This is a genomic window from Anaerococcus jeddahensis (assembly GCF_001182725.1).
In the GTDB taxonomy this organism is placed as follows: domain Bacteria; phylum Bacillota; class Clostridia; order Tissierellales; family Peptoniphilaceae; genus Anaerococcus; species Anaerococcus jeddahensis.
The window spans coordinates 587,129-608,795 of record NZ_CWHU01000005.1; the positions used below are offsets into that span (position 1 = coordinate 587,129).

Annotated in this window: 15 protein-coding genes; 12 read left to right on the forward strand and 3 right to left on the reverse strand. The window is 30.0% G+C overall.

Annotated features, from left to right (window positions below):
- Nucleotides 1-75 precede the first annotated feature (75 nt).
- Both hydG and hydF read left to right on the forward strand, forming a co-directional pair.
- The gene (hydG, locus tag BN2087_RS05875) at nucleotides 76-1,500 is read left to right on the forward strand and encodes a [FeFe] hydrogenase H-cluster radical SAM maturase HydG (protein WP_049690895.1); all 1,425 of its coding nucleotides are present in this window, start codon (nucleotides 76-78) and stop codon (nucleotides 1,498-1,500) included.
- Nucleotides 1,497-2,639: a [FeFe] hydrogenase H-cluster maturation GTPase HydF gene (hydF, locus tag BN2087_RS05880; protein WP_049690896.1), complete on the forward strand. Its 1,143-nt coding sequence runs from the start codon at nucleotides 1,497-1,499 to the stop codon at nucleotides 2,637-2,639. Before hydG ends, hydF begins: the two co-directional genes overlap by 4 nt.
- Nucleotides 2,640-2,658: 19 nt before the next feature.
- Here the strand turns inward: hydF and BN2087_RS05885 are convergent, their stop codons facing one another.
- Entirely contained in the window at nucleotides 2,659-4,476 is a 1,818-nt protein-coding gene (locus BN2087_RS05885) for an ATP-dependent helicase (RefSeq protein WP_049690897.1), read from the reverse strand.
- A 103-nt stretch (nucleotides 4,477-4,579) separates the two neighbouring features.
- Here BN2087_RS05885 and BN2087_RS05890 point away from each other — a divergent pair, with 103 nt between their 5' ends.
- From BN2087_RS05890 to BN2087_RS05905, 4 genes are all read left to right on the forward strand, one after another.
- Nucleotides 4,580-5,377, forward strand: coding sequence for a nitroreductase family protein (locus tag BN2087_RS05890; protein WP_049690898.1), 798 nt, complete (start codon nucleotides 4,580-4,582; stop codon nucleotides 5,375-5,377).
- 18 nt (nucleotides 5,378-5,395) lie between these two features.
- Nucleotides 5,396-6,196 carry a type I methionyl aminopeptidase gene (gene map, locus BN2087_RS05895; RefSeq protein ID WP_049690899.1) on the forward strand — a complete coding sequence of 267 codons (801 nt, stop codon included), beginning with the start codon at nucleotides 5,396-5,398 and terminating at the stop codon, nucleotides 6,194-6,196.
- 470 nt (nucleotides 6,197-6,666) lie between these two features.
- Entirely contained in the window at nucleotides 6,667-7,977 is a 1,311-nt protein-coding gene (gene brnQ, locus BN2087_RS05900) for a branched-chain amino acid transport system II carrier protein (protein ID WP_049690900.1), read from the forward strand.
- A 216-nt stretch (nucleotides 7,978-8,193) separates the two neighbouring features.
- The gene (locus BN2087_RS05905) at nucleotides 8,194-9,375 is read left to right on the forward strand and encodes an acetyl-CoA C-acetyltransferase (RefSeq protein WP_049690901.1); all 1,182 of its coding nucleotides are present in this window, start codon (nucleotides 8,194-8,196) and stop codon (nucleotides 9,373-9,375) included.
- Between the two features lie 95 nt (nucleotides 9,376-9,470).
- On the opposite strand, the gene BN2087_RS05910 is transcribed toward BN2087_RS05905, so the two are convergent.
- Together BN2087_RS05910 and ychF are read right to left on the reverse strand one after the other, a co-directional pair.
- Nucleotides 9,471-10,076, reverse strand: coding sequence for a thymidine kinase (locus BN2087_RS05910; RefSeq protein WP_049690902.1), 606 nt, complete (start codon nucleotides 10,074-10,076; stop codon nucleotides 9,471-9,473).
- 7 nt (nucleotides 10,077-10,083) lie between these two features.
- Nucleotides 10,084-11,181 carry a redox-regulated ATPase YchF gene (gene ychF / locus BN2087_RS05915; protein WP_049690903.1) on the reverse strand — a complete coding sequence of 366 codons (1,098 nt, stop codon included), beginning with the start codon at nucleotides 11,179-11,181 and terminating at the stop codon, nucleotides 10,084-10,086.
- Nucleotides 11,182-11,321: 140 nt separating this feature from the next.
- On the opposite strand from ychF, the gene BN2087_RS05920 reads away from it, so the two are divergent.
- From BN2087_RS05920 to BN2087_RS05945, 6 genes are all read left to right on the forward strand, one after another.
- The gene (locus tag BN2087_RS05920) at nucleotides 11,322-13,091 is read left to right on the forward strand and encodes an aminopeptidase P family protein (protein WP_049690904.1); all 1,770 of its coding nucleotides are present in this window, start codon (nucleotides 11,322-11,324) and stop codon (nucleotides 13,089-13,091) included.
- Complete coding sequence (gene uvrC / locus BN2087_RS05925; RefSeq protein WP_049690905.1) at nucleotides 13,091-14,938, forward strand: excinuclease ABC subunit UvrC; 1,848 nt, start codon at nucleotides 13,091-13,093, stop codon at nucleotides 14,936-14,938. Before BN2087_RS05920 ends, uvrC begins: the two co-directional genes overlap by 1 nt.
- Nucleotides 14,939-14,948: 10 nt before the next feature.
- On the forward strand, nucleotides 14,949-15,881 hold the full coding sequence (gene hprK / locus BN2087_RS05930; RefSeq protein ID WP_049690906.1) for an HPr(Ser) kinase/phosphatase: 933 nt from the start codon (nucleotides 14,949-14,951) through the stop codon (nucleotides 15,879-15,881).
- Nucleotides 15,882-15,984: 103 nt separating this feature from the next.
- Complete coding sequence (gene nifJ, locus BN2087_RS05935) at nucleotides 15,985-19,515, forward strand: pyruvate:ferredoxin (flavodoxin) oxidoreductase (RefSeq protein ID WP_049690907.1); 3,531 nt, start codon at nucleotides 15,985-15,987, stop codon at nucleotides 19,513-19,515.
- A 215-nt stretch (nucleotides 19,516-19,730) separates the two neighbouring features.
- Nucleotides 19,731-20,084 carry an Asp23/Gls24 family envelope stress response protein gene (locus tag BN2087_RS05940; protein WP_049690908.1) on the forward strand — a complete coding sequence of 118 codons (354 nt, stop codon included), beginning with the start codon at nucleotides 19,731-19,733 and terminating at the stop codon, nucleotides 20,082-20,084.
- Nucleotides 20,085-20,091: 7 nt separating this feature from the next.
- Entirely contained in the window at nucleotides 20,092-21,663 is a 1,572-nt protein-coding gene (locus BN2087_RS05945) for a DAK2 domain-containing protein (protein ID WP_049690909.1), read from the forward strand.
- Nucleotides 21,664-21,667: the final 4 nt, after the last annotated feature.

The window sequence follows — 21,667 nt, forward strand, 5'->3', positions numbered from 1 at the left end:
GAAAATTTTAAAGCTGAATATAAAACTTAACAAAACCATCCTTTTAGGGTGGTTTTTAATCTTAAAGGAGAAAAAATGGCTATTTATAATGTAAAATCAAAAAATGCGGAAGAATTTATTAATCACGAAGAGATTTTGGAATCCATGGAATATGGTAGAAAGCACAAAGATGATAGGAAATTAATTAAAGAAATTTTAGAAAAGGCAAAAAAAGCTAATGGTTTAAATCACAAAGAGGCATTTGTACTACTTTCTTGCAATCAAGATGATTTAAATAAAGAAATATTTTCCTTAGCAAAAAAGTTAAAGCTTAAATTTTATGGTAACAGAATAGTTTTATTTGCCCCACTTTATTTATCAAATTATTGCGTAAATGGATGTTTGTACTGTCCTTATCATGCGAAAAATAAAACAATACCTAGAAGAAAATTAAGCCAAGATGAAATTAGAAAAGAAGTTATAGCTCTCCAAGATTTAGGCCACAAAAGGCTTGCTCTTGAAACTGGAGAAGATCCTGTAAATAATCCTATTGACTATGTTCTAGAATCAATTAAAACAATTTATTCTATAAAACACAAAAATGGATCAATAAGAAGAGTTAATGTAAATATAGCTGCAACTACAGAAGAAAATTATAAAAAATTATTGGATGCAGAAATTGGTACATATATTTTATTCCAAGAAACTTATAATAAGAAAAATTATGAACTGCTCCACCCAACTGGTCCAAAACATGATTATGATTATCACACAGAATCTATGGATAGGGCAATGAGTGCAGGAATTAATGATGTTGGATGTGGAGTTTTGTTCGGACTAGAATCTTATGAATATGAATTTATTGGACTTTTGATGCATGCAGAACATTTGGAAGCTAGATTTAATTGTGGACCTCATACAATTTCAGTTCCAAGAGTTCAACCTGCTGATGATATTGATCCGAATGAATTTGACAACTCATTGAGTGATGAAATGTTTGAAAAAATTGTAGCTTGCCTAAGACTTGCAGTTCCTTATACAGGAATGATAATTTCTACAAGAGAGTCCAAAAAAGTAAGGGAAAAAGTTTTGGATCTTGGAATAAGTCAAATTTCTGGAGGTTCAAAAACTACAGTTGGTGGTTATTCTGATGATATTGGAGATGTAGAAGGATCAAATCAGTTTGAACTTGCAGATGATAGAAGTCTAGATGAAGTTGTTGATTGGTTATTAAATATGGATTATTTGCCATCATTTTGTACTGCCTGCTACAGAGAAGGAAGAGTCGGCAAAGACTTCATGAAAATTGTTAAAAATTATGGAATTGGAAATATGTGCCAACCAAATGCTATTTTGACACTAGATGAGTATTTAACAGATTATGCGAGTGAAAAGACTAGAAAAGATGGAAGGGCCTTAATTGATAGAGAAATTGAAAAAATTGAAAATGAAAAACTCCGTATAAATACAAAAAAATGGCTTGATCAAATTAGAGATGGAAAAAGAGATATACACGTATGATAGCATATAATTCAGAAAGACTTAGCTTTGTTTTGTTGGGCAAGACTAATTCAGGAAAATCTTCTTTTTTAAATTTTATTAGTGACCAAGATGTTTCAATTGTTTCAAGCAATAAGGGAACAACAACAGATCCCATAAAAAAATCCATGGAAATCCACGATTTTGGTCCAGTTTTATTTTATGATACTGCAGGTTTTGATGATGATACAAGTTTATATGAGAAAAGAATTTCAAAAACAAAAAAGACAATCGAAAAAGCCGATGTGATTTTGTATTTGTTATCAATAGATGATGAAATTGACGAGCTTTTGGATTTAAAAAATAAGCATAAAAATATTTTATTCATTGCAAGCAAGCAGGATTTGGAAATTGGGAAAAATATTTTTGAAAAATTTGAAAGCCTTGATCCTTTGCTTATAAATTTGAATAAAAAGGATGATAGGGAGAAATTTTTTGAAAAAATTAGGTCAAAATTTGAAATTGAAGATAAGACTATAACAAAAAATCTTGTAAAGGCTAATGATTTGGTTTTATTGGTAATTCCTCAAGATGCTGAAGCACCAAAATTTAGGCTAATAAAGCCACAAGTTATGACTATAAGAGAAATTATAGACAAAAATGCTACGGCAGTTTCAACAAATCTTGAAAATTTAGAAAATACTTTAAATTCATTTAAGAAAAAACCAGACCTTGTTATAACTGATTCCCAATATTTTAAAGAGGTTTATAATATTTTGGATAAGGATATAAAACTTACTTCATTTTCAGTTTTATTTTCTGCCTTTAAGGGAGATATAAAATATTATGTAGAATCAGTCAAAAAACTTGACCAAGGAGCAAAAAAAATTCTAATAGCAGAAGCTTGTTCCCATCCACCAATGACTGAAGATATAGGAACAGTAAAAATTCCAAAACTTTTAAAGAAAAAATATAAGGATATAGAAATAGACTTTACAAGAGGAGAGGATTTTGAAGATATTGAAAAATATGATCTTATAATCCAATGTGGAGCTTGTATGTTTAATAAAAAATACGTCATAGAAAGAATAAAAATGGCGAAAGAAAAAAATATTCCCATGACAAATTATGGGATAGTTTTGGCATATTTAAATGGAATTTTGGATAAAATTTATAAATAGAGGCCTTGGATCAAAGAATTTATTTCTTTGGTCCAAGGCTATTTTTTATTATTTCTTGGCTATTTTTATAAAAAATTGACGGATCTACACTTTTTTTGTTTCGTTTTTTTAGAGTCAACAAGTAAAGACTGTTTTTTGCCCTTGTAAGACCAACATAAAAAATTCTTCTTTCTTCTTCAAGTCTTTCCAAATAATCTTCTCCATCCAAAATAATAGGAAATTCATTTTTAACCAAGTCAATTATAAAAACTTTATCATACTCAAGCCCTTTTGAGGAATGAATTGTTGAGAGTTTTATATTAGATTCTTTTAAAGATTTTGACTTTTTTTCGATTAGGTCAATTTTTTCATAAATTTCTTCAAGATTTTTGCAAGATTTGGAAAAATACATTAAACTTTCTATATAAATATCCTTGTTTATAGTTTCTTCATCGTATTTTCGACTTATCATATTTATATAAGAATTATAAGAGAGACTTTTGTAAATAAAGGAGATTTTTTTGTCTATTGGAAGTTTTCTTATATGGATTAATTTCTTTTCAATATTAAAAAGACTATCTTTTTTGAAATCTTCAATTTGAGAATTTTCATAAAAATCAAAAATATTTTCATTAATAGCCTTATACCTTAATTTTTCAATATCTTCTTTTGATAAGTAGGTTACGATTTTATAATAAATATCTGAAAAAATCTCGACATCTGAAAAATCTTCTGAAAATTTAATTATATTTACCATATCAATAAAAATTTTAGATTCAAAAAAATCAATAATATTTGATCCTATTGTAAAATCTATATTATTTTCTAAAAAATATGAAATTAAAGAAATTGCAGATATATTATTTCTAAATAAAATCCCAGTGTTTTCATTTTTATCAATATTTTCTAATATATAGGTATATTCCTTGCTAAAATCAGAAAAAGTTTTGATTTTAATTTGTCCAGGGATTTTTCTAGAAGTTATGAAAGTTTTTTTATACCTATCTTTATTTTGCCCTATAAAATTTTCCCCTAAAATTACTATATTTTCACAAGACCTGTGATTTGTGTCAAGGTTTAAAATTTTGGCATCCTTATATATATTTTTAAAATTTAAAAGGTATTTTGGATCAGCTGCCCTAAAAGAATAAATAGATTGGTCATCATCAGCAACAATCAAAAGATTATTTTCAGGCCAAACAATTTTTTCTAGAATTTTAAATTGCAAAAGGGAGGTATCTTGGCCCTCATCAAGTTGAAAATATTTGTATTTATTTTTTATAGATTTGAGTAATGCCTTATCTTCCAATAATTTTAAGGCTAAAACTTGCATATCATCAAAATCTAAAAGGTGTTTTTCCTTTTTTACTTTTTCATATTCAAAATAAATTTTTTTGATATTTGAAATTTCAACTTGGTCAAGATAAGAAGGATCAAGGAGGGAGTTTTTCATGAAAGATGTTTTTTGGAAAAACAAATTCAAATCTTCTTTTGAAATTTTTTTATTATTAATCTTTTTATAAATTTCACCCACAAGATTGTATTTATTATAAATTTTTTCATCTTCAATAAGCTTTACTTCTCTATTATATTTTTTTAAATAATTTCTAATTATAAGATAGCAAAAAGCGTGAATGGTCATAAAGTTTGATTTTTTTCCATCAAATCTTACTTCCATATCCCTAGCCTGAGTTTTAGAAAAAGTTAAATTTAAAATATGTGAAGGATCAATATTTTTGGATAAAATTTTAATCCTTTCTAAAAGCATGGTTGTTTTTCCAGATCCTGGAATTGCTAAAACCAACATGGGACCATCCAAATGATTTGCTGCTTGTAATTGTTTGCTTGTAAATTTCATATTTATATTTTATCATATAAGTATAAGAATTTGCTTAGCATTTGCCAATAGATTCATTTAACAATTGTCTATTTAAGGTATAATATTAAAAATGGGAGGAATTATGTTAACTACAAATTTTTTAAAAACTAGAACTTCTACAAGAGATTTTAAAGATCAAGATGTAGATGAAACAAAAATCAAAAAGATTTACCAAATAATTACAGAAATTCAAAATAGATTTGGTGAAAGCGATCTTAACTATCAAGTAAATAAAAAAGGCGAAGAAGTTTATTTCAAATTAAAAGGAAATGCAGGTTACAAGGGAGTTATGATTAAGGCTCCATTATATGTTGGACTTGAAATTAAAAACGAAAACAAAAATGCCCTAGTAAAAGGAGCTTATGGTCTTGAAGAATTAATTACAAAATTAGAAGAAGAGGGACTAGGCTCATGCTATATTACAGTAAGTGGAGTAAGTGATGATATTTTAAAATCAGCTTTTGTAAATGCTGAAGGAAAAATCATGTCTATTCTTGCAATCGGTGAAGCTTCAAAAGAAGAAGTAAGAGAACACAGATATGATGATAGAAAAGGAATAAATGAATTTGTATTTATTGATAGCCTTGATCACAAAGCAAGCGTTGAAGAATTATCTCAAAGAGGACTTGATGATTTATTCTCATACCTAAGATTTGCACCATCATCATACAATTCACAACCATGGAGATTTGTTTTGATTGATAATCTTGTAAAATTATATCTAGAAGACTACAAAGATGAAGCAAATTTAGTAGATGCAGGAATTGTAATGTATTATTTTGACCAATTAACAAAAGATATTTCTATAAATTCAAATTGGGATGTTGATGTAAAATTAGATCAAGAAAAATTCCAATTTATTGCCCAAAAAGAATTATAAAATATAGAAGGAATTTTAATGATAAGACTTTATACACAAAACGATATAGAAAAAATGTATGGGGCTTCAGAAATTCTTTGCCAAACACACCTTGCAATAAAAGAAATTATAAGAGCCGGAATTACCACAAAATATCTTGACGAATTTGCTAATAAATTTATCAAGCACAAAAATGCAAGACCAGCTCAATTAGGTTATCAAGGCTTTCCATATACACTTTGTATATCTGTAAATGATGAAATTTGCCATGGATTTCCTTCAGATTATAAATTAAAAGAAGGAGATGTAGTTTCAATAGATAATGTTATTGATTACAAGGGTGGACTTGCTGATTCATGTTGGACCTACAAAATTGGGAAATTAAGCGAAGAAAATGAAAGATTAGTTGATGTAAATTTAAAAGCTCTTTACAAAGGAATAGAAGCTGCAAAACCAGGAAATAGAATAGGCGATATAGGCCACGCTATCCAAGAATACGTTGAAGGCGAAAATGGATTTTCAGTAATAAGAGATTTTATTGGACACGGCATAGGCAAAGAAATGCACGAAGATCCCCAAGTTCCACACTACGGAAGAAAAGGATTTGGTCCTAGGATAGAAGAAAATATGGTATTTACAATCGAACCTATGATTGCTGTAGGCGATTGGAAATCAAAAATGGATGCAAATGGATGGACAGCAAGAACCAAAGATGGTTCAGTTTGTTCACAATTTGAACACCAACTTGTTATAAGAAAAGATGGGGCAGAAATAATAACTGACCAAAACAAGTTTTCTTTAACAGAAGAAGATAAAAAATTTATAGAAGCATACAAATAGGAGAGAAATCTCCTATTAGAGCGTATACAAATCCTCAAGCACGAATATCTGACTTCCAAAATTGGTGATTTCTAAATTTTAAAATTCTAAAATCGTAAACTCGCTAACGCTCAAACAATGCGATTTTTGTCGAATTTTTAAATTTGAAATCAAATCAATTTTTTCCGTATGATATTCTTAGCGTGAGGATTTGTATACTTTGTCGACAGTCTGATAGGAGAGAAATCTCCTATTTTTTTATAAAAAATAATTTTTTTCAAAAAGATAAAATATACCAAAATAAAGTAAATAAGTGAAAATAAATAATAAAAATACAAAATAAAATGTTTTCAAATTTATAATTAACAAAAATACCAATAAGGAAATCTCATGATTTGCAAATAAATATAAAAAAATATGAAAAAAATTTTAGAAAAGACTTAATAAGTAATTAAAAAAATGGTAAAATATAAAATAAATGAGGGGGACTTATGGATATATTAGTTATAGGATTTGCATTATTTGCAATGTTTTTTGGAGCGGGGAATTTAATTTTTCCACCAATGTTGGGATATACTTATGGAGATAAGTGGTTATTGGCATCAGTTGCCTTTACAATTGTAGGTGTGGGGCTAACTTTATTGGCTGTAGTTAGTATGGCAAAAAGACATGGAAATATTTTTACTTTTACTTCCCTTGCAGGAAATAAACTTTCAAAAGCAATTATTTTAATTATAGCTCTTTGCATTGGACCTCTTGGAGCAATACCAAGGACGGCTGCAACAAGTTTTGAAATGGTTCAATCTGCAGGATTTAATATAAATATTTTTGTCTTTACAATGATATTTTTTGGCCTATCCTTATTTTTAGCCTTGTCAAAAAACTCGGTTGTAGATTTGATAGGTAAGTTTTTAACACCGATTTTATTAATTTCATTATTAATAATGATAATATTTGGAGTAGTAAATCCAATTGGGCAAATAAAAGAAATTAATTTGAGTCAAGGAAAAATATTTTCCGATTCAATGCTTGAAGGATACAATACTATGGATGCTTTGGCAGCTCTTGCTTTCACACCAATTATTGTTGAAAGTGTTATAAAAAAAGGATACAAAAACGAACTTTTGAAAAAAACAATCCAAGCATCATTAATTGCAGTTTTGGGTCTTGCTTTTGTTTATGTTTCTTTGACATTTTTGGGAGCAAGTGTTTCAACTAGTATAGATACAGATTCAAGAGTAAGCTTGTTAAATTTTATAGCTGAACAAGTTCTAGGAAATAAGGGTAAATTTGTTTTAATAGCAGCAATTATAATGGCATGTTTTACAACATCAATAGGTTTGATTTCATCTATATCAAATATATTTGCCGAATTTTCAAAAAACAAAGTTTCATATAAATTTTTTGCAATAGTAATAGCTTTGGTTTCATTAATACTTTCAGCTCTGGGAGTAGAATCAATAATCAGATTAACAGGACCATTTTTACAATTTGTTTATCCTTTAGCAGTTATCTTGGTTATATTTAACTTGATTGGAAAAGATCATATAAGTAAACTTGTAATAAGAAATTCATTTTTTGTAGTTGCAATAGTTTCTTTTATAGATGCTTTTGTTAACTTGATGGAAATTTTATCAGATATGTTTAATGTAAATATTTCAATATTAAAATCTTTAGAATCAATATTAAAAGGATTTGTAAAAATAATTTCTTTAAATATAGTAGATTTTCCATGGGTAGTACCAGTACTTGTAACTATAATAATTACAAGCTTGTATTTAAAATTAAATAAAAATAAATAATTTTTACATCCAAATTTTTGGATGTTTTTTTATTTAAATTTTTGCAAATTTTTTATAATCCTGTATATTTTTATTGTAAGTAGATACAAAAGAAAAAGGATTTCAAAATCCAAAATAAAATTTTGAGAAATGTTTGATAAATTTTTAACTACATGTTATAATTATATTGTAAGTTAAAATAACAAATTATCAGATATAAATTTGAAAGGGGAAATTATGACAAGAAAAGTAGTAATTGCAAGTGCAGCTAGAACTCCAGTTGGAAGCTTTGGTGGAGCATTAAAAACAAAAAGTGCTGTAGATTTAGGAGTAGTTGCAGCTAAAGCAGCTATCGAAAGAGCAGGAATCAAACCAGAAGATATTGAAGAAACTGTTTTAGGTTGCGTTTTACAAGCAGGACTTGGACAAAATGTTGCTAGACAAATTTCACTTGGTGCAGGAATTCCTATTACAACTCCAGCTATGACAATCAATAAAGTTTGTGGATCAGGTCTTAGAACAGTTTCATTAGCAGCTCAAATGATTTTAGCAGGAGATGTTGATGTAGTATTAGCAGGTGGATCTGAATCAATGTCAAATGCTCCATTCTTATCAAATGAAGCTAGATGGGGAGCAAGAATGGGCAACAAAAAATTTGTTGACGAAATGATTACTGACGGTCTTTGGGATGTTTATAATGACTATCACATGGGAGTTACAGCTGAAAACGTAGCTAAAGAATATGGAATTACTAGAGAAATGCAAGATGATCTTGCAGCAGTAAGTCAACAAAGAGCAAGCAAAGCTCGTGCTGAAGGAAGATTTAAAGATGAAATCGCTCCAGTAGAAATTAAAGATAGAAAAGGAAATGTTACAGTAGTTGAAGATGATGAATATATAAGAGACGGTGTAACACAAGAAGGAATTTCTAAATTAAGACCAGCATTTATAAAAGATGGTACAGTTACAGCAGCTAACGCATCAGGAATCAACGATGGAGCAGCTTGTCTTGTAGTTATGAGTGAAGAAAAAGCTAAAGAATTAGGAGTTAAACCACTAGCTACAATCGTAAGCTATGCATCTGCAGGAGTTGATCCAAAAGTTATGGGAACTGGTCCAATTCCATCAAGTAAAAAAGCTCTTGAAAAAGCAGGATGGAAAGTTGAAGATCTCGACTTAGTTGAATCAAACGAAGCTTTCGCAGCTCAATCATATGCTGTAAGAAATGAAATGGGATTTGATCCAGAAAAAACAAATGTAAACGGTGGAGCAATTGCAATAGGTCACCCAATCGGAGGATCAGGAGCAAGAATTCTTACAACACTTTTATACGAAATGGAAAAAAGAGATTCTAAAAAAGGACTCGCTACACTTTGTATAGGTGGAGGAATGGGAACAGCTCTAGTAGTTGAAAGATAATAATTTTATAAATAAAAAAAGGTTGCTATAAACAGCAGCCTTTTTTGTTTGTAAATATAAAATTTTTAAAAAATAAAACTACTCAAAATGAGTAGTTAAATTTGATCTAGTGAAATTTGATTTTTATTTTTTTCTCTATCTTTCATTTTTCTATTGAAGCATGATCTACACAAGGGTTCGTAGGAATCTTGGGCGCCTATTTCAATCCTATCTTCATTGTAAGATTTTCTAAATGAAACCCAAGCATCTTCACCGCATGATGCACAAATTGCATGATGTTTTATTAACTCATCAGCTATTGGCATTAATTCTTTTACAATTTCAAAAGGCCTTGCCTTATAATCCATATCAAGACCAGATACAACAATTGTAATGTGATTTTGCATAAGTTTTATAAAATATTCAACAATTTTTGATGGATGGTCTGGAAAAAATTGAACTTCATCAATTCCTATTGCATCAATTTCATTGTTTTGTGCATATTCTAAAATTTCTTTTACAGACTCTATTTTTATTGCATCAAGCTCTAGATTATCGTGGCTTATAATTTTTTCGTCTTTGTGCCTTGAATCTACTGATGGTTTAAAGGCTACAGTTTTATAGCCTGCAATTTTCATCCTATACAATTCACGCCATAGGGAAGTGGTTTTTCCAGAAAACATTGAACCTGTGTGAACAATAAGTTTTGCTTGTTTTTTCATATTTCACCTAAACATTGAATTTGAAGTTGGTAATATCTCCATCTTTCATAACATAATCTTTTCCTTCCATACGAAGTTGACCATGCTCTTTAACTTTCGTCATATTACCATATTCTTTAAGGGTATCAAAACTTACGATTTCTGCTTTTATAAAACCTCTTTGTATATCTGTGTGGATTTTTCCAGCAGCGTCAACCGCCTTTGTTCCATTTGTAATTGTCCAAGCCCTTGTTTCATCTTCTCCAGTTGTTAAAAATGAAATTAAATTTAATGTTTTGTAAGAATCTTTTATAACTTGATCGCAACCAGATTCATTAAGACCGATCATTTTCAAAAATTCTTTCTTTTCTTCATCACTTTCAAGCTCTGAAATTTCTTGTTCTATTTTTGCACTTACTACAGAAACTTGGGCATTTTCTTCTTTGGCAAATTCTCTAACTTTTTGAACAAATTCGTTATTATCTCCATTATCTGCAACGTCTGTTTCATCTACATTACAAACATATATAATTGGTTTTGTTGAAAGAAGTTGGTAAGTTTTAAGAAGAGCTTTTTCCTCATCGTGTAAATTTAAAACTCTGGCAGATTTTCCTTCTTCCAAAACTTCTTTTATTCTTTTTAATAATTCAACTTCACTTCTTGCTGATTTATCTGATTTTGCAACTTTTTCTCTTTTTGCCAAAACTTTTTCAACAAGTTCAAGGTCTGAAAGTATAAGTTCAAAATTTATTGTTTCAATATCTCTTAGTGGATCGATGTTTCCGTCAACATGGGTTACATTTGGATCATTAAAACAACGTAAAACTTCAACAATCGCATCAGTTTCTCTGATATTTGACAAAAATTTATTTCCCAATCCTTCGCCCTTGCTTGCTCCTTTTACAAGTCCTGCTATATCATAAAATTCTATAGCTGCTGGTACGATTTTTTTTGAATTGTGCATTTTTGCAAGATAATCAACTCTATAATCTGGAACATTTACAAGTCCTACGTTTGGATCTATTGTACAGAAAGGATAATTTGCAATTTCTGCTCCAGCTTTTGTAATAGCATTAAATAAAGTTGATTTGCCCACATTTGGTAGGCCAACTATTCCTAATTTCATTTAATCACTCTCTCTTTTTTATTCTTTATTTAGCATTATTAATTATATATAAAGAGATTGAAAAAATCAATTTTATATTTTTTCTTAAATTTTCTAACAATGGTATAATAATTTATAAGATAAAAATTAAAGGAGAAATTATGAATATTAATCAAAGACTAGAAAAGCTTAGAGAGCTAATGGCTGCTAGAAAAATAGATGCATATATTATAAATACTTCTGATCCTCACCAATCAGAATATATCAGTGATTATTACAAAACTCGTGAATATATTTCAGGTTTTACAGGTTCTGCTGGAGTTTGTGTTGTTACAAAAGATAAGGCAAGACTTTGGACAGATTCTAGATATTTTTTGCAAGCTGAAAACGAATTGAAATTTTCCGAATTTGAATTTTATAAACAAGGCTTTGAAGAAGATCCTACTATGGAAGAATTTTTGCTAGAAGAAGTAGGAGAATTTGGAAAAATTGGTTTTGATGGAAATTGTTATTCTGTTAAAGATTATAAATCTTTAAGTGAAAATATGGGATCACGCGCCTTGGTTTATGATTTAGACTATATTTCTCAAATTTGGGAAGATAGACCAAGCCTTCCAAAAGAAAAAGTTTGGATTTATGATTTAAAATATGTTGGAGAAAGCCTAGAATCAAAAATAAATAGACTTAGAGAAGAACTTAAGAAAAAAGATTGCGACTATAATTTTATTGGCTCTCCAGAAGATATTTGCTACCTTTTAAATATTAGGGGAAATGACATCGGGTTTACACCAGTAGTTTTATCATATTTGTTGGTTTCAATGGATGAAATTCATCTTTGCATAGACCAAGACAAACTTGACGATGAAGTTTTAGAATATCTAAAAGAAAATAAGGTAAAAGTTCATTCCTATGATTATATTTATACTTTATTAAAAAATATAAAGGGCAAAAATAGGATTTATATAGATCCAGAAAGAACAAATGTAGCAATTTTTGATTCAATTAATTCAAATGTTAGAATTACAAGCGGAATAAATATCTCAACTCAAATGAAGGCTGTAAAAAATGATACAGAAATAGAAAATGAGAAAAAAGCCTATATTATTGATGGAGTAAGTCTTGTTAAATTTTTCAATTGGGTTGAAGTTGGAACAAGTACAGGATCTTTGACAGAGCTTATAGCTAGCAAAAAATTGCAAGATATAAGAAAAGAAAACGAAACATATATAGAAGACTCCTTTGAAACAATTGCAGGCTACAAAGAAAATGGGGCCATTGTTCATTATGAACCAACATCACTTTCATCAAAAACTTTAGAAGAAAAATCACTCTTGTTGGTTGATTCAGGAGCTCATTACAAAGAAGGAACTACAGATATAACAAGAACAATTGCCCTTGGAGAGCTTACAGAAGAAGAAAAAGAAAATTATACTCTTGTTTTAAAATCTCACATAGCTTTGATGAGTGCAAGATTTAAAGAAAAAACAAAGGGACAAAGACTAGATGCAATTGCAAAATATCCATTGTGGAAGGCTTGTAAAGATTATTTCCACGGAACAGGCCATGGAGTTGGATTTAGCCTAACAGTTCACGAAGGTCCAAATAATATTTCTCAATTTAATGACGTAGAATTATTAGAAAATATGACAACTTCAATAGAACCAGGTTTATATATAGCAAATAAACACGGGGTAAGAATTGAAAGTGAAGTTTATGTAAAAAAAGATTTGGAAAATGAATTTGGTAAATTCATGAAATTTGAATGTCTAACCTATGTCCCAATAGATACTAGACCAATAAATATGGAAATGCTTGATAAGTGGGAGATAGAATGGATTAATACCTACAATAAAAAATGCCAAGATGTCTTATCTCCATATCTTGAAGGATCAGATTTAGAATATTTAAAAGAAAGTTGTAAAGAAATTTGATGAATAATCAAATAAAAGAAAAACTAAAAGAGTTACCAGACCTACCAGGCGTTTATATAATGAGAAATAGCCAAGATGAAATAATCTATGTTGGAAAGGCTATAAATTTAAAAAAACGTGTAAGCCAATACTTTGACAACAACAAAAATAAGGGCAGAAAAGTCCTTGCCATGGTAAGTCATATAGATCATTTTGAATATATAATTGTAGAAAATGAGGTCGAGGCTCTTGTATTAGAATCAAATCTAATAAAGAAAAATAGGCCGAGATACAATATTGTTTTAAGAGATGATAAGCAGTACCCATATATAAAAATCACAAATGAAAAATTTCCAAGAATACAAAAGGTAAGAAATGTAAAAAAAGATAAGGGCTTTTACTTCGGCCCTTATCCTGATGCTTATGCTGTAAATGATGTTATAGAATTATTTCACATCCTTTATCCATTTAGAACTTGTAATTTAAATTTCGACAAGGGTCAAAAATTAGATAGACCTTGCCTAAATTATTATATACACAGGTGTAAGGCTCCTTGTATTGGAAAAGAAAATGAAAATGAGTATTTGGAAAATATAAAAAAAATAAGAGCATTTCTAGAAAATAAATCAGACCATATACCAAATTTAGTAATAGAAAAAATGAATAAGGCAAGTGAGAGCTTGGACTTTGAAAATGCAGCAAAATACAGAGACTATCACAGAGCCTTATCAACCATTTCTCAAAAACAAAAAGTCACAACTACAAATGGAGACGATATGGATATAATAGCCATGTCCAAGGGAATTTTTTATGTTACCATGCAGGTATTTTTTATGAGAGATGGGAAAATTGTAGATAGGGAACACTTTATAATCAAAGATGATTATAGGGAAAATGATGCCGATATTATGTCATCATTTATGAAACAGTTTTACCTAAATTTAATGTATATACCAAAAGAAATTTTGGTTAGAACCATGCCTTCAGATCAAAAGCTTTTAAAATCATTTATTGAAAATAAAAAAGGAAAGAAAGTAAATATAACTTGCCCAAAACTTGGAAACAAAAAAGACTTAGTTGATATGGCTTACAGGAATGCAAGCGATATGATGAGAAAATATGAAAAAAGACTTGAAGAAAAAGAAAGAAAAAAACATTCTGGTTTAAACGGACTAAAAGAAATTTTAAATTTAAAAGCTATAAATAGGATTGAAGCATACGATATTTCAAATACATCAGGGGTTCAATCAGTTGGATCAATGGTTGTATTTCAAAATGGGATAGCTGAAAGAAAAGAGTATAGAAAATTTAAAATAAAAACTATAGTAGGACCAGATGATTATCATTCACTTGAAGAAGTTCTTACCAGAAGATTTCAAAGGGCAAAAAAAGAGATTAAAAATAATAACACCTATACAGGGTTTGGAAAATTGCCAGATTTAATTTTGATGGACGGAGGCAAGGGCCAAGTAAAATCTGCCAAAAAAGTCTTAAAAAAATTAAATTTTTCAATAGAAGTTGCAGGACTTGTAAAAGATGACAAGCATACAACAAGAGCGATTATCTATGAAAATGAAGAAATACCAATTAAAAAGCGAGATCCAGTTTACAAATTAATCTATGAAATTCAAGAAGAAGCTCACAGATTTGCCATAAACTATCACAGAAAATTAATGGGTCAAACAATGAAAAAATCTGAGCTCGATAATATTAATGGGATAGGAAAAAGAAAAAAAGAAAATCTTTTGAGGCATTTTAAAAGTGTGAAAAATATAAAAAAAGCAAGCCTTGAACAATTGCTGGAAGTAGATTTGATTGGAGAAAATCAGGCTCTTGAAATAATAAAATATTTCAAATTGAATAATTAAAGAGGAAAAGATGGAAAAACAAAAAAGTGTAAAATTAAGTTATGTAGTTGATATTTTGCGCCTTGAAATAGTTCATAAATCGACAGATTATGATGAAGTTATTTTGCAAAGCCCAGATATCAATAGGCCAGGTCTACAACTTACAGGATATTTAGAGGAATTTCCATACAAAAGGCTGCAAATTATTGGTAGTGTAGAATACACTTACCTAACAAGCCTTGATAATAAAATGCAATATGAAAGATTTAGGGGGATTTTATCTTATAAAATGCCAGCTATATTATTTTCATACAATGCAGGTCTTCCAAAAGATATCTTAGATTTAGCAGATTATTACGATATAACAATTTTAAGATCAAAGTTACCAACAACAAAATTAACATCAATAATTTCTCAAGAATTAGAATATATTTTTGCAGATAGAACTCAAGTTCACGGCGAATTATTGGAAGTTTTTGGTGTGGGAGTTTTAATTCTTGGAGAAAGTTCTGTTGGAAAAAGTGAAACTGCACTTGATCTTGTAAACAGAGGACACAGGTTGGTTGCAGATGATGTAGTAGAATTGGCAGCTTATGACAATAAAGTTGTTGGACAAGCACCAGAAAATATTAGGCACTATACAGAAATTAGGGGTCTTGGAATTGTTGATGTAAGAAGATTATATGGAACAGGTTCTGTAAAAGTTTCAACAGAAATCGATTTAGTAATTGAACTTGAACATTGGAGAGAAGATTATGAATATGACAGACTTGGACTTGATGATCATTTTACAGAAATACTAAATGTAGAAATTCCAAAAATATTAATTCCAGTAAGGGCTGGAAGAAATTTAGCCATGATTATAGAAGTAGCTGCTATGAATCAAAGAGAAAAATCAATGGGCTATAATGCAGCAAAAGTTATGACCGATAATTTATTTAAAGATTCTAGCAATGAAAATTAGCTTGTGAAAATATTTGATATTAACTTGACTAATGATGTAAAAATGTTTATACTTAAAATAGTGTTAACGATAATTGATTCATATAATTTTTAGGAGGTCTTAAATGACAATTAAAAGAGCTATGAAGACTATGGATGGTAATACTGCAGCTGCTCACGTATCTTATGCGTTTACAGATGTAGCAACAATCTATCCTATTACACCTTCATCACCAATGCCTGAAGCAGTAGATGTTTGGGCAGCAAATGGTAGAAAAAACGTATTTGGTAGACCAGTTCAAGTAAAAGAAATGCAATCAGAAGCTGGTGCAGCAGGAGCAGTTCACGGCGCACTTGCAGCAGGAGCACTTACTACTACATATACAGCAAGTCAAGGATTATTATTAATGATCCCAAATATGTACAAAATTGCTGGAGAAAGATTACCAGGTGTTTTCCATGTTGCAGCTAGAACTTTAGCAACTCACGCACTTTCAATTTACGGTGACCATTCTGACGTTATGGCAGCAAGACAAACAGGATTTGCTATGCTATGTTCAGGATCAGTTCAACAAGTTATGGACTTATCACCAGTTGCTCACTTAGCAGCTATTGAAGGAAGAATACCTTTCTGTAATTTCTTTGATGGATTTAGAACAAGTCACGAAATTCAAAAAATCCAAGTATGGGATTATGATGATTTAGCTCCATTAGTAGATTATGAAGCAGTAGATAGATTTAAAAACGAATCATTAAATCCAGAAAGACCAAAAACTATTGGTACAGCTGAAAAGAATATTTTCTTCCAAAGAATGGAAGCTTCAAACCCAGCTTATACAAATATAATTGGTATAACAGAAAACTACATGAATAAAATTAATGAATTAATCGGTACAAATTACGGATTATTCAATTACTATGGTGCAGATGATGCAGAAGAAATCATCGTAGCTATGGGTTCAGTTTGTCAAGCAGCTGAAGAAGCAATTGATAAATTAGTAGAAGATGGTAAAAAAGTAGGTATGGTTGAAGTTCATTTATTCAGACCATTCTCAAAAGATCACTTACTAAAAGCTATACCAAAAACAGTTAAGAAAATTGCTGTTTTAGATAGAACAAAAGAAAAAGGTTCAATTGGAGAACCATTACTATTAGATGTTAAATCAGCTTATTATGATGTTGAAGATAAACCACAAATAATAGGTGGTAGATATGGTCTTTCATCAAAAGATACAATACCTGCAGATATTGAAGCAGTATTTAAAAATCTTGAAGGTGAAATTAAAGATGACTTCACAATCTCAATAGTTGATGATGTAACATTTAAATCTCTTGAAAGAACTGACTTAAGAATCAGACAAGAAGGAACAAGCAGATGTAAATTCTGGGGATTCGGATCTGACGGAACTGTAGGAGCAAATAAACAAGCTATTAAAATCATCGGAGATAATACAGACATGTATGCTCAAGGATATTTTGACTACGATTCTAAAAAATCTGGTGGACTTACAGTATCTCACTTAAGATTTGGTAAAAATCCAATTAGATCAACCTACCTATTAGACGAAGCTGACTTTATTTCATGTTCAAAACCAGCTTACGTTCATCAATATGACTTATTAGCTGGACTTAAAGATGGTGGTACATTCTTACTAAACTGTCCTTGGTCAGAAGAAGATTTAGAAGAACATCTACCAGCAAATATGAAAAGATATATTGCTGAACACAATATTGACTTTAATATAATTGATGCATCACATATTGCTGAAAATATTGGATTAGGTTCAAGAACAAATATGATTATGCAATCAGCATTCTTTAATCTTGCAAATGTAATTCCAATAGATCAAGCAGTTAAATTCTTAAAAGATTCTATAGTTAAAGCTTATGGTCACAAAGGTGATGATATAGTAAACATGAACTACAAAGCAGTTGATAAAGGAATTGACGCAGTAGTTAAAGTAAATGTTCCAGAATCTTGGAAAGATGCAAAAGATGAAGTTAAAGAAGAAAAAGAACTTCCAGAATTCATCAAAGACATTGTTAAACCAATGATTGAACAAAAAGAAGATGACCTTCCAGTTTCAGTATTCAAAGATAGAACAAACGGAGACTTTGAACCAGGTACAACTCAATACGAAAAAAGAGGAATTGCTCTTAATGTACCAGAATGGCAAATTGACAATTGTATCCAATGTAACCAATGTTCATATGTTTGTCCACACGCTGTAATTAGACCTTTCTTAGTAACAGAAGAAGAAAAAGCTAATGCACCAGAAGGATTTGAAACAAAGAAAGCTATTGGTAAGGGAATGGATGGATATGATTTCAGAATCCAAGTTTCACCACTTGATTGTACAGGTTGTGGAAACTGTGCTGATGTATGTCCAGCTCCAAAGAAAGCTCTTCTAATGAAACCTTTCGAAGAAGAAGTTGAAAAAGAAAAAGATAATTGGGAATACGCACACGAAGAAGTTGGATACAAAGAAGACGTTATGGATCCAATGACATTAAAAGGATCTCAATTTAAACAACCATTACTTGAGTTCTCAGGAGCTTGTGCAGGCTGTGGAGAAACTCCATACGCTAAACTTGTTACTCAATTATTCGGTGACAGAATGTATATAGCTAACGCTACAGGATGTTCATCAATTTGGGGAGCTTCAGCACCAGCAACACCTTATACAACAAATGCTTGCGGACAAGGTCCAGCTTGGGGTAACTCATTATTTGAAGATGCAGCTGAATATGGATATGGTATGAAACTTGCAGCTGATTCAAACAAATTACTTCTTGAAACTTACATGAATGAATTTAACGAACTTGGATTAGATTCTGAACTAAGCGAAGCATTTAAAGCATGGTTAGAAGGAAATGAAGATGTTAAAGCATCTAAAGAAGCTACAGCTAAAATCCTTAACCTTGAAGATAAAGCTAAATCAATAAGCGATGAAAAAGCTAAAGATTTACTTCATAAAATTTATACACTAAAAGATTATATGATTAAAAAATCAGTTTGGATTTTCGGTGGAGACGGATGGAGCTATGATATTGGATTTGGTGGAGTTGACCACGTACTTGCAAGTGGAGAAAACATCAATATCTTAGTATTTGATACAGAAGTTTATTCAAATACAGGTGGACAATCATCTAAAGCTACACCATTATCAGCAGTAGCACAATTTGCTGCATCTGGTAAAAAGGTTAGAAAGAAAGACCTTGGTCTAATGATGACTTCATACGGATATGTTTACGTAGCACAAGTTGCTATGGGAGCAAATCAAAACCAAACAATAAAAGCTATGAAAGAAGCTGAAAGCTATGATGGACCATCTCTAATCATCTGCTATGCACCATGTATCAACCACGGTATCAGAATTGGTATGGGTAAATCTCAATTTAGAGAAAAACAAGCTGTTGATGCAGGTTACTGGCACTTATGGAGATTCGATCCAAGACTTGCTGATGAAGGAAAGAATCCATTCCAATTAGATTCTAGAGAACCTAAGGAATCATTCCAAGAATTTATCCAAGGAGAAGTTAGATACTCTTCACTTAAGAGATCATTCCCTGAAACAGCTGACCAATTATATCAAGAAGCAGAAAAAGCTGCTAAAGATAGATATGAAACATATAAGAGATTAGCTGGTAAATAATATAAATTAAATAAAAATTATAAAGGATGACTTAGCTCATCCTTTTTTTGTGGAAAAATTTAAAAATTTTAAAAAATTTTTTAGATTTTAAATTTATAATTATGTTTATAATTGAAAATTTTGTTTTGAAATTAAATGAAAATTTTTACTAAATTATAATAATCTCTTATTTGTGGTATAATATTTTATATATTAAAACTAAAATGGAGGAGTTTATGGCAATTAAGTATAAAAACAATTACGGTAAAGTTAGTATTTCAGAAACAGTAATTGCAAATATTGCTGCAGCTTCTGTAATGGAGTCCTACGGGGTTGTAGGTCTTGCCAGCAGAAGTACTAAAGATGGATTATATAAACTTTTAGGCATTGAAAATATGAACAGAGGCGTAAAAGTTGTTAGAAATATAGATGGATCTGTAACAATAGATATATCATTATTTTTAAATTATGGTGTAAGAATAGCAGTTGTGTGCCAAAATATTATTGAAAATGTTAAATACAATGTAGAACATTCTCTTAGTGTTGGTGTTGCAAGTGTAAATATTTTAGTTCAAGGAATAAGAAGTTAGGAGAAATATGAAGAAAATCGATAGTAAAAAGTTCAAAACTTTAATTATTAAATCTTTTGAACTTCTTAATGAAAAAAGGGATGTTGTCGATAGTTTAAATGTATTCCCTGTTCCTGATGGTGATACAGGTACTAATATGACTATGACAATGAAATCTGGTGTAGAAAGAGTAAAGGAAAATGAATCATCATCTTGTTATGATATTGCTAAAGCTTTAAGCCAAGGAACTTTGATGGGGGCTAGGGGAAATTCTGGTGTAATTTTATCCCAACTTTGTCGTGGTATGTCTAAAGCCTTGAAAGGTCACGATATTATTGAAGCAGAAAATATAAAAGAAATTTTTGATACTGCAAATAAAACTGCATATAAAGCTGTAATGAAGCCTACTGAAGGTACAATTTTGACTGTATCAAGATTAATGGCTGAAGAGGCTAATAATTCTTTTGAATATAATATTGATATTGACAAATACTTATATAAAATCATAGGTGCAGGTCAAAAAGCCTTACTTGATACTCCAAATTTACTTCCAGTATTGAAGGAAGCCAAGGTTGTTGACTCTGGTGGACAAGGTTTGATGTTTTTGCTTGAAGGAGCTTTGAAAGCATTAAATGGCGATATCGATATTGAAACTGACCTATCTGAAATTGAAATTGAGGATTTGCCTTCAAAAGATTATAATGTTGACTTATCTATTAGCATTGGAGAAGATGAAAAAGATGAATTGCTTGAAAAATTAAACGAAATATCTACTTCTTTGTCTGAATCTTTTGACAATGGAATTTTATATATATCTTTTGATTGTGACAGTATTAATGATTTATTAGAAAAAGTTTCTTCATATGGTCAAGTTTTAAAAATGAATGTAGAAAATACAAATCCTGATGTTTTAAATAATATAAAAATTAACAAAAAACCTGCGAAGAAATATGGATTTATAGCTGTTTCTAGAGGAGAGGGCTATGATAAAGTCTTTGAAAGTTTAAATGTCGATATAATTATTGCTGGTGGTCAAACAATGAATCCATCAACTGAGGATATTTATAAGGCTATTGAAAAAGTTGATAGTGAAAATGTAATAATTTTCCCAAATAACAAAAATATCATAATGAGCGCTAAGCAAGCTTGTGATTTATCTGATAAGACTTGTAGGGTTGTTGAGACAAGGTCCATTCCTGAATCTTTTTCTGCACTCTTATCTTTTGATGAAGATGAATCTTTAGATGAAAATATGGAAAATTTCAATGATGCTATTGAAGATGTTAGAGTATGTGAAGTTACTATAGCTGTTAGGGATACTAATGTTAATAATGTTGAAATCAAAAAAGATGAATATATTGGAATTGTTGATAATAATATAGTAACTAGCAAAAAAACTATTGAAAAAACCGCAAGGGAAACTTTAGAAAAAGCTGTAGATGATGATACATCTTTAATTACTATTTATTATGGTGAAGATATAGAAGACAAAGATGCAAAAAAACTTCAAAAATTTGTCCAAAAGAAATTCAAAGACTGTGATGTTGAATTAATTTATGGTGGTCAACCTTTATATTATTATACAATTACCTTGGAGTAGGATA